The 13408-nt window shown below is 39.0% G+C and carries 17 protein-coding genes; 15 read left to right on the top strand and 2 right to left on the bottom strand.

The features are described from left to right. Positions 1-4: 4 nt before the first annotated feature. The 10 genes from NST66_RS13770 (at position 5) to NST66_RS13725 (ending at position 4605) form a co-directional block, all read left to right on the top strand. A complete protein-coding gene (locus NST66_RS13770; protein ID WP_028412881.1) occupies positions 5-526 on the top strand; it encodes a hypothetical protein in 522 nt (173 codons plus the stop codon). 109 nt (positions 527-635) lie between these two features. Further along, on the top strand, positions 636-854 hold the full coding sequence (locus NST66_RS13765; protein WP_013083687.1) for a spore germination protein: 219 nt from the start codon (positions 636-638) through the stop codon (positions 852-854). Positions 855-862: 8 nt separating this feature from the next. After that, entirely contained in the window at positions 863-1096 is a 234-nt protein-coding gene (locus NST66_RS13760) for a hypothetical protein (protein ID WP_028412882.1), read from the top strand. Positions 1097-1250: 154 nt separating this feature from the next. Next, on the top strand, positions 1251-1592 hold the full coding sequence (locus tag NST66_RS13755; protein ID WP_013057574.1) for a DUF1033 family protein: 342 nt from the start codon (positions 1251-1253) through the stop codon (positions 1590-1592). Positions 1593-1689: 97 nt separating this feature from the next. After that, entirely contained in the window at positions 1690-2220 is a 531-nt protein-coding gene (gene sigY / locus NST66_RS13750) for an RNA polymerase sigma factor SigY (RefSeq protein ID WP_033579389.1), read from the top strand. After that, positions 2217-2537, top strand: a complete 321-nt coding sequence (locus tag NST66_RS13745; protein WP_033579388.1) for a YxlC family protein — start codon at positions 2217-2219, stop codon at positions 2535-2537. The genes sigY and NST66_RS13745 overlap by 4 nt, the downstream gene beginning before the upstream one ends. Then, positions 2537-2737 (top strand): hypothetical protein, encoded by a 201-nt coding sequence (locus NST66_RS13740; protein ID WP_033579387.1) that lies wholly within the window; start codon positions 2537-2539, stop codon positions 2735-2737. Before NST66_RS13745 ends, NST66_RS13740 begins: the two co-directional genes overlap by 1 nt. Continuing rightward, positions 2738-2929 (top strand): PLD nuclease N-terminal domain-containing protein, encoded by a 192-nt coding sequence (locus NST66_RS13735; protein WP_013057569.1) that lies wholly within the window; start codon positions 2738-2740, stop codon positions 2927-2929. A gap of 12 nt (positions 2930-2941) precedes the next feature. Continuing rightward, positions 2942-3832 carry an ABC transporter ATP-binding protein gene (locus NST66_RS13730; RefSeq protein ID WP_033579386.1) on the top strand — a complete coding sequence of 297 codons (891 nt, stop codon included), beginning with the start codon at positions 2942-2944 and terminating at the stop codon, positions 3830-3832. Beyond that, the gene (locus tag NST66_RS13725) at positions 3829-4605 is read left to right on the top strand and encodes an ABC transporter permease (protein WP_033579385.1); all 777 of its coding nucleotides are present in this window, start codon (positions 3829-3831) and stop codon (positions 4603-4605) included. The genes NST66_RS13730 and NST66_RS13725 overlap by 4 nt, the downstream gene beginning before the upstream one ends. 27 nt (positions 4606-4632) lie before the next feature. Here the strand turns inward: NST66_RS13725 and NST66_RS13720 are convergent, their stop codons facing one another. Beyond that, positions 4633-5436, bottom strand: coding sequence for a lipid II flippase Amj family protein (locus NST66_RS13720; RefSeq protein WP_049165218.1), 804 nt, complete (start codon positions 5434-5436; stop codon positions 4633-4635). A 506-nt stretch (positions 5437-5942) separates the two neighbouring features. On the opposite strand from NST66_RS13720, the gene NST66_RS13715 reads away from it, so the two are divergent. Together NST66_RS13715 and NST66_RS13710 are read left to right on the top strand one after the other, a co-directional pair. Next, positions 5943-6590 (top strand): VC0807 family protein, encoded by a 648-nt coding sequence (locus NST66_RS13715; protein WP_013057564.1) that lies wholly within the window; start codon positions 5943-5945, stop codon positions 6588-6590. A gap of 135 nt (positions 6591-6725) precedes the next feature. Then, positions 6726-6998, top strand: a complete 273-nt coding sequence (locus NST66_RS13710) for a hypothetical protein (protein WP_223260190.1) — start codon at positions 6726-6728, stop codon at positions 6996-6998. 57 nt (positions 6999-7055) lie between these two features. On the opposite strand, the gene NST66_RS13705 is transcribed toward NST66_RS13710, so the two are convergent. Next, positions 7056-8756 carry an L-lactate permease gene (locus NST66_RS13705; RefSeq protein ID WP_033579384.1) on the bottom strand — a complete coding sequence of 567 codons (1701 nt, stop codon included), beginning with the start codon at positions 8754-8756 and terminating at the stop codon, positions 7056-7058. A gap of 382 nt (positions 8757-9138) precedes the next feature. On the opposite strand from NST66_RS13705, the gene NST66_RS13700 reads away from it, so the two are divergent. The 3 genes from NST66_RS13700 to NST66_RS13690 are packed head-to-tail and all read left to right on the top strand — an operon-like array spanning position 9139 to position 13261. Next, complete coding sequence (locus NST66_RS13700) at positions 9139-10464, top strand: FAD-binding oxidoreductase (protein WP_033579383.1); 1326 nt, start codon at positions 9139-9141, stop codon at positions 10462-10464. Further along, a complete protein-coding gene (locus NST66_RS13695) occupies positions 10465-11826 on the top strand; it encodes a (Fe-S)-binding protein (protein ID WP_028414362.1) in 1362 nt (453 codons plus the stop codon). It abuts the gene before it with no gap. Beyond that, the gene (locus NST66_RS13690; RefSeq protein WP_340843426.1) at positions 11810-13261 is read left to right on the top strand and encodes an FAD-linked oxidase C-terminal domain-containing protein; all 1452 of its coding nucleotides are present in this window, start codon (positions 11810-11812) and stop codon (positions 13259-13261) included. The genes NST66_RS13695 and NST66_RS13690 overlap by 17 nt, the downstream gene beginning before the upstream one ends. The last annotated feature ends 147 nt before the right edge of the window (positions 13262-13408 follow it).

The following is a 13408-nucleotide window of genomic DNA, read 5'->3' as shown; positions in this document are numbered from 1 at the left end:
TGAATTGACACAACTAATGATTAATAACGTAAATTTTCACGTTGATATGTTTGAAGAAAAAATGATTACTGATGCGAATACAGGTGAAGAGTTGAAAAGGCTAAACTTTTCTTTTTCGGTTGTAGGCAAAGCAGCTTATGATAAATATGATGCATTTTTTGAGGATCCGTACTTTGAAGTAACAAATATGGAGACAAAAGAAACGCTAACACTAAAAAACATTTCGCATAGCACATTTTATCAGTCACCTGAAATTACAGATCATACAAATATTGTTTTCAGAGTGAAGCTGCAGCAAGAACCTGTTAAAGAAAAAGAACAAGTGAAAAATGAACGTCCAACAGAGAGCACGGTCAACGAAATGCTTTTATCTAGAATAAAGTTTAAGGCTCTTGTCGAAATACTTGAAGAAAAAGGACTTCTAACAGAGAATGAGTTGTATACTAAAATTGAAGAAGTAGCAGAACGAGATTTTGATATTCTTCGAGATGAATTAAGTCATTCTAAAAAAGAGGTAAAAGCGTAAAAATACCCCACTCTGCAGGGGGATTTTTTATTTATATCCATTAATTTATAACCCTTTTGATAAATCATTCATATATTACATCACGATGAAAATAAAAAGGGTGAGGATAATGCCGATTGTTATTAATCATGTAGTGATTCCAAATGTTACAGGAGGAGTCGTTACATTTGGCGACACGTACTATGTTTCTCCAAAAAGTAACAGTAAAACTGCGCAAGGTTCAGGGTCTTCAAATACAGGAATTTGTGTAAATACAAATTCGGGACTTTCTAATACAAATACGCTCGATCCGGATGGTTCTGACCAAAACGGCTTCGGAAACGGATAAGGAAAGAGATGTTTTACTCTTCTTTCTACACGCCTTTTCAGTATTCGTTTTATCCGTATTTTATGCCTTCTTTTGCACGTCCAATTGGATTTGTCGTGTCACCTGATGGAGCGATGGATAACTGGTGGGGCAAAAAACCATCTTGGTGGGGGAAAATCACGCCTTCAGCCGGCGTTTTCCCTCCTGTTACCCAGTATTATACGGGCAGTTTAGTTCCTTATAGTTTAAGGGGCTATTACTAATATAAAAAAGAAGTTCAGATTAAGCCAACTTGTTAGCGCCTATTTCCTAAAAATAGGCGTTTTTTCCGTTTTACTTGATTCAAAGTTATTTTTGCTGAATAATAAGGAAAAGAGAATTTTTAGAAGTAAGCTGTAAGTAAGGAGATGTTCAATCATGACAGATAAATGGAGAGTTCATAAAATAAAAAGTGATTGTGAACCTTGGCTGTTTTTAGAAGGCTGGGAAAAGGATATTATTGAAACCATTGAATTTGAAAAAAAAGAAGAAGCGCTTCGCTACTACGCGATGATGATTTATGAATTTCATCAAAAATACGCAAGCGTGCGAAGTGATGAACTAGCGCTCTTTAGCTTTTGGAACGAAGGCGAAAAGGAATTTTGTGAAGCCTGTGATGATGATCTTCAAATCTTCCACGGTGTTTTATTCGCTAAAAACGATGAAGTCTATTCATTAGAAGAAGATGAAGAAGGATTAAAAATGCTTCGTACTAAATAAAAACGTCCTGCGGGGCGTTTTTTTTATATAAAAAATGAACGATTTCAATCGCTCAAGCGTCATATAGGTGATGAAACAAAAAGGAGGGGTGACCGCTTTGGAACAAGATGATTTCATCCTTGTCCAAAAAGCATTACAAGGTGATGATGATGCCTTTTCATTATTATTTCAGCGCTATCATTCATTTTTATATAAATACCTTTTAAAGCTGACATTAGATGAGGACTTATGCAGTGAATTGTGTCAGGAAGCAATGATGAAGTGTTACGTGAATCTTTCTTCATACAAAAATGAAGCAAAGTTTTCGACTTGGATGATATCCATTGCTTCAAGACTGTACATGGATTATTTGCGTAAGCAAAAACGTGAAAAAAGCAGTCTTCAGCGAATAAAGCAGGCTTTATCGCATCAGCTTCAGTGGAAAGCTAAATACAAAGGAGTGGAGTGGAGCGAGATGTTTTCCGATTTTAATGAACTCGATTCGCGCTTTCGAATTCCTGTCTTGCTTCGACATTATTACGGATATACATACGATGAGATTGCCCATATGCTGAATATGCGAGCAGGAACGGTCAAATCAAGAGTAAATAAAGGAGTAAATATACTGAGAAAGGAGTGGAAAGAATGAGGGAAGAAAATGACAATCAGTCCTTACATTCTTTAAAAAAAGATTGGGAGCAGCTAGAGAGTTTAGCAAGTCATGAACGTATTTCTCTTCATGCAATTCAAGAACAGCTTCTCATTCAAAAACAAAAGCAGAAAAAAGCTTTCCGGAAAGAGTTATGCTTATTTACATTAACAGCACTTGTTATTTTAACGGTAGTGGCAACGGCTATTTTACAAATACCTGCCTTATTTATCGCCATTGAGGTAATTGGCATCATTGTTGCGCCTCTTTCTTTTATCGTTTTTCACTATAAACGAAAAAAGGAGATGTTTTTATAATGAATGAAAAATGGATTATTGTGCTGTTTATTTCACCATTTCTCCTTCTTCAAAGCTTTCTACTTTTTATCAATGCAAAAAAACGCGGCGCCCATCCATGGTTTTGGGGAATATGGGGACTGATTCAAATTCCAATGCCAACGCTTTTTTATTGGTTTTTTATTATTTGGCTTCCAGCACGAAAAAAAAGGGGGATGTAAATGAAGGACATTAACTGGTTGTTAATTGCTCCAATTCTATTCTTACAATTGCTTTTAATGATTCCAGCGTTAATAAGCTGCATAAAGCAAGAAGAGACAAACGGACCAAAATGGTTATGGGGACTCATCATTTTATGTGTAAGTACAGTCGGTCCCGTTTTATATTTTGTTTTAGGACGTAAAAAACAGTGAGGTGGAGCGAAGATGTTTATGCAAGTAGAAGGACTGACAAAAACGTACCGTAATATAACCGTTGTAGATAACCTTTCATTTAATCTCGATAAAGGAAAATGTGCAGCATTGTTAGGCCCTAATGGTGCAGGTAAGACGACTACTTTGCATATGATTGCAGGTCTTACTGCACCTAATAAAGGGAAAATTTCTTTTGAAGATAAACAGCATCAAGACGTACGATCATTTATTGGCTTTCTGCCGCAGCATCCTACGTTTTTTAATTGGATGACGCCTCAGCAGTATTTAACTTTTTTAGGTCTTTTATCTAACATTTCAAAGAATGTGCTTTCCCAACGAATAGATGAAGTACTTGAAACGGTAGGTTTAAAAGGAAAGGAAAAGCAGAAAATTGCTGGCTTTTCTGGAGGAATGAAACAACGTTTGGGCTTAGCTCAAGCCTTGTTACATAAACCTGAACTGCTAATTTTAGATGAACCCGTTTCGGCTTTGGATCCTGAAGGCAGAAAAGATGTCCTAATGATTATCGAAACATTAAAAAAAGATACGACCATCCTTTTTTCAACTCACATTTTGCATGATGCAGAACAAATATGCGATAACATGATTATGATTAAAAACGGACGCATGAAATGGAATGGAACAAAGAGTTCGCTGCGCCAAGAGTTTGCGGATCCTGCTTTTACGATTGAAACAGAAGAAAGGCTCCCTGCATCATTTAGCAGTCTGCCAAGTGAACAGGTGCTGTTTCATTCTCCTTATAAAGCCACTGTAAGTGTAAAAGATACATCTCAGCAGCAGCAGCTGCTTCAACTGCTTGTTGATCAACAAGCAAATCTTGTTTTATTTGAACGAAAACAGCATTCTCTCGAAGATGTGTATCTAGAGGTGATGAATAAATGAATATATTTAGAGTCTTATTTAAAAAGGAGCTGCATGAATTATTTGCGAACGGCAAAGCAATTTGGCTACCCATCTCTCTAATTTTGCTAGGCATCACACAGCCTTTAACGAATTATTATATGCCACAAATCATTGACATGGCAGGAAATTTGCCAAAAGGAGCCATTATTCAACTTCCTACGCCAAGCGGTCAAGAAGTATTGCAAGGTGTCCTTTCACAATATAGCACAATAGGAATCTTATTGATTGTACTAGCAAGCATGAATATGATTTCAAATGAACGACAAAATCATGCGGCTGTACTTGTTATGATGAGACCGGTGAGCGTCATTCAATACATTATGAGTAAATGGGCTGCGCAAATCGTACTGGTTATTGGCTCAATGTTTATAAGCTATATAGCAGCGTGGTATTATACAAATCTTTTATTTTCACATGTGGATTGGACTCATATGATAGTTAGCTTTCTTTTATACAGCCTGTGGCTGATTTTTATCTTGTCCGTGCTAGTGGCAGCTGGAACCTTTCTTTTACAAAGCGGAGGAATTGCTGGAGTAAGCATTTTGATTATTGCGTCACTTTCATTTTTAAGTACTTTGTTTATGAATCAATTAAAGTGGAGTCCTGCGGCGCTGTCACAATACGCCGGTCGTATACTTGAACAATTGCACTGGTCACAAAGTGTCACCTATACCGTAGTTGTTACATTAGTGAGCTGTTTTCTTCTTTTAATTGCTGCTGTTTATAGATACAAAAAAGTAGAATATGTATAAAAAGACTTCTGAAACGAAGTCTTTTTTCTAGGGAATTAATTTGCAAATCCACGCAATATAAAGAGCAGCGGGGACTAAGAGAATCTGGGCACATACTGTCCCGCATAAACGAGAGATGACGAGTGTACCAACCATTTTATTCATAGATTGCTTAGTCGATTCACCTTTCATTACCTTTTCAGTTAGAATGGCTACTTGCGGATCTACAAACACTGCAAGGGTAATCATCGCTAGTCCGTTAATAAGACCAGAAGACATCAGAATCGATTTAGAAAGAGTAGGCTCGAGCGTAGAAGCATAAAGAGTGGAAAGAACACCTACTGTATAAATGGTCGTAGCCATTAAATTTAAAAGAAGCAATCGCTTGGGCACTCCGCCTATTCGCAGCTGAGACAGCATAATCCACCTAGGACGCTTCACGTGTTTTTTTGCTTTTTCCAGCGTATGTATGGAAGTAATGTTTTTCATCATTTTGGGTACAGATCCTGCTACTTCTAAGTGTGAAATCATGCGAGAGAAGATTGATACAAAGCTAGGAATTAAAAGAGCACCTGCGATTGTCCCAATAGAGGCCGCGAGCAAGATAGTTTGAAGCTGATGAAGTAGAAGGGACAAATCTTCTTTAGACTGGACCGCATCTCCTAATTTGCCGGTCAGCGGAGCTTGCACCATATTAGCTGTTCTTGAAACGATGACAATAATATTAAAAAGAGATAGGGCCACGACTAGTTTTCCAGTTTTCAAGCCCGCGAGTCTCACAGAGTAGGCTAGTGTTTCAATCATGTGAATAATTCCTACAAATACACAAATAATCAGTAATTTTTCCATCATAATAAGTAAGTTCCTTTCTTTGATACACGCACTTCCTTATTATGTATAATTTTGGTTCATTTGTAAATAAAAAGCCGCTTGCTACCAAGAGTAGCAAGCGGCTTTTTATTATCGATGCTGGTTAATATCACGAAGTATATCTTTGCTAGCCTGATAATCTTTTTCCCGTTCTTTTTCCACCTGTAGACGTTTGTCTAGTTTACGGCTATATTCAGCATACCCCACGCCGTGAGAAAGCTGCATGGCCTTTTCCATTTCTGACGTGTACGTTAGGTGAAGTGCGATAATGAATCAATCCTTTCAGCATTTTTCACTTGTGGCACATGTATTGCTGCTCAAGTGTTTCGATGTTTATAATTCTTGAAGTCTTTCTAGAAATCGTTTTCCCTGTCGCTTTGGATCTAAACATAAATGATTAAAATTTCATAACATTCCAGGTAAAAGCCTTTTTTTCTTGCGTAGTATCCCATATAATAGCAGGAACAACGTTTTTAAAGGAGTTATATATGAACAATACAAAACGAGTATGGTTTGATTTACTTTTTTATATCGCTATTCCTTACCTAATATGGAATCAGGGAAAAGACATTATTGGTGATTACTATGCCATTTTGCTTTCAACAGCACCAGCGTTTGTGTATACCATTTATACATTTATTAAAGATCGCCAGTTTAACGTAACAGGATTGTTTATTGTCATTACGCTGCTGGCACGTACCATTATTGATTTAATTTCAGGAAACGCAGCGACGATGTTAAACAATCAAGTATACTTTATGATTGGACTGGCTGTAGTTGTCCTTTTTACCATTGTGATAAAAAAGCCAATTGGTTTGTACTTTTTTGTAGATACGGCGTACTTAATGGGCTATAAGCGAGAAGATTCTCTTAAGCTCTTCCACCAGCCTGATTTATTCAAAATGATGAACTGGCTTACAGTACTGTTCGCAGGTCGCTATGTATTTTTAGCAATTGTAAAATACGTATTGATTCAAAAGTACGGAGTAGAAGGGTACGGGAACATGATTGTATTCCGTCAAGCCGTTACGTGGGCATTCTCCATTTTAATTGCCGTCTACACGTATTTTATCTATAAAAAAATTCAAGATAAAACAGGGATGGATAATCCAATGAATCCAAATGTAAATGAATAAAAGGAGAAGCGTGCGTTTAGCTAACGTACGCTTTTTTTGTTACAAAACAGTGAACAGTGCCCGAAACACTAACATCTCATTTAAAATTAATAGTAAAATAACGCTATTAGAAACGGGATGAAAGTAGGTCAAGAAATGAAACTATTATTAGCATGTCAAAAGCAGCCTTATCGGATCTTAGAAATGATTATGGTGTTTTTCACTTTAATTTTTGTCGTACTGTCGTTTTTTGATTACCGTCAGCTGTTTTTTCTCGTGTTTACCCTTGGAATTGTATTTGCTATTCGAGCGTTTGAAATGCAAGAAGGAGAGAAAAAGACGCAAGGAAACATCTGGCTGCTTGTCGGTGTTGTCATGATTTTGCTAGACATAGTTTTATTTGTTGTATATGCCATTAATCGATCTTAACTAAAAGAAAAAGGCTTCCGTGCAGAGGTTCACCTCTAGCTGCGGAAGCTTTTTTGATTAAGGAATCATCCACGATAATACATTGGATTGTAAAAATGTTAGTAGGCAGACAATCAGCAGTAAAAATAGGCTGTGCTTCACCGTAAAACGAAGCAAATCGGATTCTTTTCCTGCCAGCCCAACCGCAGCACAGGCGACAGCGATGGACTGCGGTGAAATCATTTTACCGGTTACTCCGCCCGAAGAGTTTGCTGCAAGCGCAAGAAGCGGATCCATTCCAATAGACGTGGCCGTGATTTTTTGCAAATTGCCGAACAATAAGTTGGCTGATGTATCTGATCCTGTAATAAAAACACCAAGCCAGCCGAGTACAGGAGAGAAAAAGGGAAATAACGCGCCTGTTTTAGCTAACAGCAGTCCTAATGTTGTACTCATTCCAGAAGCATTTGTCACGTAAGCAAATGCCACAACGGACATAATCGTAAGCAGCGGCAGCGCTAATTCTTTACACGTCTCGTTAAACGTAATAAACCAGTCTTTCCAAGAGATGTTGACGATAAATTTTGTGACAACAGCAGACAACAGGATAGCTGTGCCCGCAGCGCCTAGTAATTCTAACTTATACACTGCCGCAATTGGTTCTCCATTTCCATTTAAAATTAAATTATTTAACCAAGGTACTTCTGGCATAAACGTTAAATAATGTCCGACGGAATTGATAGCGCTCAAAAAAGCGTTAGTTCCTTCATAATGTCCCGTCAGAGCGGTTTTAATTTGAGGAATTCCCCATATGGAAATAAAGATCGTTAAAATTAAAAAAGGTGACCACGCCTTTGCAATTTGAGCCCCGGTGAATGCGGGCTGACCTTGAGTTTCTCTTGGCTCAGCCGAAGCGGAAGCTACTTCATGTGCTGCTTTTTCAGATTGAAAGCGAAACGTTGTTTTCGGTTTCCAGAATTTTAAGAAAATAGCGAGCGCAAAAAGTGAAACGAGTGCCGATAAAATATCGGGAAGTTCAGGTCCTAAAAAGTTAGAGCTGACAAACTGTGTAAGAGCAAAAGAGACGCCGGATACTAAAATAGCAGGGAGTACTTCTACTGTTTTCTTAAATCCAGCCATTACAAAAACCAAATATAGCGGAATAAATACAGAAATAAAAGGAAGCTGGCGGCCTACCATTTTAGAGATTTCCATTGCCGCTACTCCAGTAGGACCCTCCATAGCCGTGATAGGAATACCGATTGCACCAAAAGCAACGGGTGCTGTATTTGCTAATAAACATAAGCCCGCGGCATACAGCGGATTAAAACCTAGGCCTACCAGCAAAGCTGCTGAAATCGCAACAGGTGCGCCAAAACCAGCAGCACCTTCAAGAAAAGCCCCAAACGAAAAAGCAACCAACAAAGCTTGAAGTCTGCGATCTTCTGTAATAGATACGACAGAGGTACGAATAATATCAAACTGACCGGTTTTTACAGTTAGTTTGTAAAGAAAAACGGATGTAATGATAATCCATCCAATCGGCAGTATACCGTATACAGCTCCTTGACTAGCTGACATAAAAGCCATGCTAGCCGGCATTTTATAGGCAAGCATCGCAACGGCAAGTGCGACCAGTAAGGTTGTAATCCCAGCCATATAACCTTTCATTCGTTTAATAGCCAGAGCCCAAAAGAAGTAAAGAATAGGAATCAAAGCGATTAATGAAGACCAAATGACGCTGTTTCCTACAGGAGTGAACTGCTGTGTCCATGTCATAACTAACACCTCATTTTCAAATTAGTGAACTACGAATTTAGTAAAACGAAACCATTAAAACTACGATGATAAGGTCATCTGATGACTTATGTAAAAATGAATTCGCTTACATTATATTCTAATACTTTCGTGATAGGCAAGTACTAAAAGAAACTTTTTTTCTAAAGAACGGACATTTTTTTGTTGATAAGAAGAAAATACTGGTTGAAAATCCCAAGAATAGGTGATTAAATGATTGTAAGCGCTTAAAATATATCTTTTTATCTATTCTACTAATTATTCTTCTTATTAATCTACTACTTTCAGTCGTATTATACATGGCACTTCTGTATGTTATTAGTGAAACGTTGTTTGCTATTACAAAACGAGAGGAGTCAATTTATTGAGTACGTTAGAACTTCCAGGTCATTTAAAATCCATTTTATCTCATCCTTCCACACTTGAAGAACAGCATATGAATCACTTCCTTGGAAATAACGGGTCCGTGCATGTTAAGCCAACTTCAGAACAAGAAATAGCAGCCGTTTTAAGGTATGCGGCGGAACACGGAAAAAAAGTCGTCATTGAAGGGAACGGTACCAAAAAAGGCTTTGGCGGGCTTATAGACACAGCAGATCTTTTGCTTTCGCTGACTGAATACAGCGGAATTGTTGAACATACAGTAGGCGATATGACGGTTACTGTAAAAGCTGGTACGCCGTTTGGAGAGCTGCAAACGTATTTAAAAACGTACAATCAGCAAGTTTCACTTGATCCAGCTCTAGGAGACTACGCTACAATCGGCGGAGTTATTGCAGCGAATGAAAGTGGCCCAAAGCGCTTGTCTTATGGATCAGCTCGAGATGCAGTAATCGGTATGAGAGTCGTATATTCAGATGGAACCATTGTTCGTTCAGGGGGAAAAGTCGTCAAGAACGTGGCTGGCTATGATATGAATAAGCTGTTTATTGGTTCAATGGGAACGCTCGGCGTTATATCCGAAATAACGTTAAAGCTGCGTCCGCTGCCCAAGTATCAAAGCGTTCTTTTTCTTTCTTTTTCAACAGGCAATATCGAAGAAGTTCATGCGTTTGTTAGCAAAGTCTTAGACTCCATGATAGAGCCCGTTTCCTTGGAATTATTAAATCCTTCTCTAGCTGAAGATGTAATAGGGCAGCATCTGTTTACGCTTGTAATCAGCTTTGAAGATGTGGAAAGTTCCGTTCATTATCAAGAGAATTACATCAAAAGCATTCAGCCGTCTGATACGATTTTAAAAGTGCTTCATGAAAAAGAAGCCGAAGTATTTTGGGGATTTTTTAGTAACATTAGTCCAAATGGTGCATGCTGTTCTTCCGAAGAGGAAACGGAAGCCACTTTAAAAGTCGGTGTACCAAATATGAATGTACTTGACGTGATAAACAAAAGTACTGCTTTAAAAACATCCCTTCCCATGCTGGTAAAAGCACATGGAGGAGTTGGACACGGTCTTTGCTCAGTCTACATAAAGGGCTCAGAAGAAGCCATTCTTTCCGTTATCACTTCATTGACTGAAACGGCTAAAACGTACGGAGGATATGTGGTCGTTAAACATTTGCCTTTTATACTGCGTCAAAAAGTAAATGTGTGGGGGGAAAAACCTTCTCATTTTCCGTTACTAGCAGGAATTAAAGCAAAGGTGGACGCTAAAAATGTGCTTAACTATAAACGATTTATAGGAGGAATCTAAGTGAATTCAGCGAAAGCGGATATCAAAGATGCTCCATGTCAAAGCGTTAGCAATTATTTGTGGAAAGACGCGCCAGACGAAAAAAAATGGGCGGATTGTGTACACTGCGGAATGTGCTTGGAGTCTTGTCCTACTTACGAAATAACGGGGCAAGAACAGCATTCACCAAGAGGACGCGTGCACCTTATCAAATCGGTAGCAGAAGGAAAGATAAGCGTGAATGAACAGTTTACAGATCCTGTATTTGCTTGTTTGGACTGCCGTGCCTGTACAACTGCTTGTCCTGCAAATGTAGACGTTGGCGGACTCATTGAAGAAGCTCGCGGCCAAATTCGTCAGGCGATGCCTTTGACGGGATGGAAAGGAATGATCAGCAAATTTTTTCTAAAGGAACTTTTTCCTCATTCCCATCGCTTAGAAGCTGCAGGAAGTCTATTAAAGTTGTATCAAAAAAGCGGGATGCAAAAAATGGTTCGCACAACAGGCATGTTAAATATGATGCCAACACATCTAGCAGAAATGGAACATGTAATGCCTAAAATTACCCGTTCTGTTCGAAAAAAATATAAAAAAGAACGCGTTCTAAAAGCAAAAGCCGAAAGAAAAGCCGAAGTTGCTTTTTTAACGGGCTGCATTATGGACGTCATGTTCAGTGATATTAACGAAGCGACTCTTAATGTATTAAGAAGAAACGGAAACGACGTTGTTATTCCTCATTCTCAGACGTGCTGTGGTGCTTTGCACGTTCATGCAGGAGACCGAGACATGGGAAGGCAGCTTGCCAAAAAAAATATAGAGGCGTTTCAGCATGCCGATACCATTATTGTAAACGCTGCGGGATGCGGCTGCATGTTAAAAGAGTATCCTGAACTATTTAGAGAAGAAGAGCAAGAGTGGCTTGAAAAAGCCGAAGTCTTTGCTAAAAAAGTCCAGGATATTTCAAAATACCTTCACGATACGGGATATCGCCCTCCGCAGGCGAAGCTGCATACGCGCATTACGTATCACGACGCTTGTCATTTAGCTCATGGTCAAGGAGTTAGAGAAGAACCAAGAGATATTTTGCTTTCTATTCCGGGAGTTGAAATGGTTCATATGGCTAACGCAGACAGATGCTGTGGAAGCGCAGGAATTTATAATTTAACAAACCCTGACATGGCGGGAGCCGTGCTTCAAAGTAAAATGGAAAATGTGCCCCCTGACGTAGAAATGATTTCAATGGGAAACCCAGGATGTATGCTGCAGATGGCAGTAGGAGTGAAAAAATATGGACGAAGTCAGCAAATTGTTCACACGGTACAGCTTTTGGAGTGGGCCTATCAAAAAGAAGAGGAGGAAGCGCATCGTGTTGAAGAAAAATAGAATAAAAGATCTTCACGTGAAAAATCTTTCTCAACTAGTAGATGCTCATTCTATTTTGTATCACAAAGAAGATTTACTTGCGTACGACTGCGATGGGTTTACTATTCACAGACACTTGCCTAAAGCGGTGTTATTTCCTAAAAATACGAAAGAAGTTTCTAGCATTGTTAAATACTGCAATGAACATGACTTGCCTTTTCTTGCAAGAGGAGCAGGCACAGGACTGAGCGGAGGAGCGATTCCGCTTAATAACGAAGTGATTATTAGTTTAGTAAAAATGAAGCGGCTGCTTAGCGTCGACTATGAAAACAGACGTGCCGTGGTAGAGCCCGGATTTATTAATCTTAAGTTAACTAATTCAATCTCTGAAAAAGGATATTATTATGCACCCGATCCTTCGAGTCAGTATTGCTGCACCATTGGTGGAAATGTAGCGGAAAACGCGGGAGGGGCACACTGTCTAAAATATGGCGTAACTACCAACCATATTTTAGGGCTAGAGGTGGTGCTTCCAAATGGAGATGTGATTGAACTTGGCAAGCAAGGTATTCCAGATGAACCGGGATATGATTTATTAGGACTTTTAACAGGATCAGAAGGGACGTTAGGAATCGTTACAAAAATTACGGTGCGCATTTTGAAAAACCCCGAAGCCAAACAAACGGTACTTGCCTATTTCGACCGCGTAGAAGACGGCAGTCAAGCGGTATCCGACATTATATCAGCCGGCATTGTGCCCGCTGCGCTTGAAATGATGGATAAAACCGCCATTGAAGGAGTGGAAGCTGCTGCGTTTCCAGTCGGACACCCTAGAGATATTGAAGCTCTTTTATTAATTGAAGTAGACGGCATTTCAGCCGGTATCGAAGAGCAAATTCTACGTATTTTAGACGTATGCAAAAAACAGAACGTACGGGAAGTGAAAGTAGCTGAAAGTGAAGAAGAGCGCGCCAGGTGGTGGGCAAATCGCAAAACAGGATTTGGAGCGATGGGAGCTATATCCCCTGACTACCTCGTACAAGACGGCGTTATTCCAAGAAGTAAACTGCCTCAAGTGCTGAAGCGAATCAACAAAATTAGCGAAGAATCTAGCCTTCGCATTGCCAATATTTTTCACGCTGGAGACGGGAACTTGCATCCGCTTGTATTATTTGATGCTAGAAAGCCGGGGGAAACTGAAAAAGCACTCGACGCCGGAAGCGCATGTTTGCAAGTATGTGCAGAAGTAGGAGGAACGATTACCGGCGAACACGGCGTGGGCATTGAAAAAAAAGAAGAAATGCGATTTGTTTTTAATGAAGATGAAATTCAAGCACAAACGAATATACGAGAAGTATTTAATCCTAAAAATCTATTAAATGCAGGAAAGCTTTTTCCAAGTCCGAGCCGCTGCGCTGAAGTCAAAAAAGAAAAGAAAAAAGTGGGTTATTTTTAGAAAATTCTTGAAAATACATTCGCTCGATGATATGATTTTTTTAACAAAAATAAAACGCTGTTTTGTAATAAGAAACAGTACCGCATATGTTCGTCTTAACCATTTTGGCAAAAAGAATTGAAAGCGCGTCCAAATTTAAAAATGTAA

Source organism: Priestia sp. FSL W8-0524 (assembly GCF_038005965.1).
Classification (GTDB): domain Bacteria; phylum Bacillota; class Bacilli; order Bacillales; family Bacillaceae_H; genus Priestia; species Priestia zanthoxyli.
This window is presented reverse-complemented; position numbering and strand designations above follow the sequence as displayed.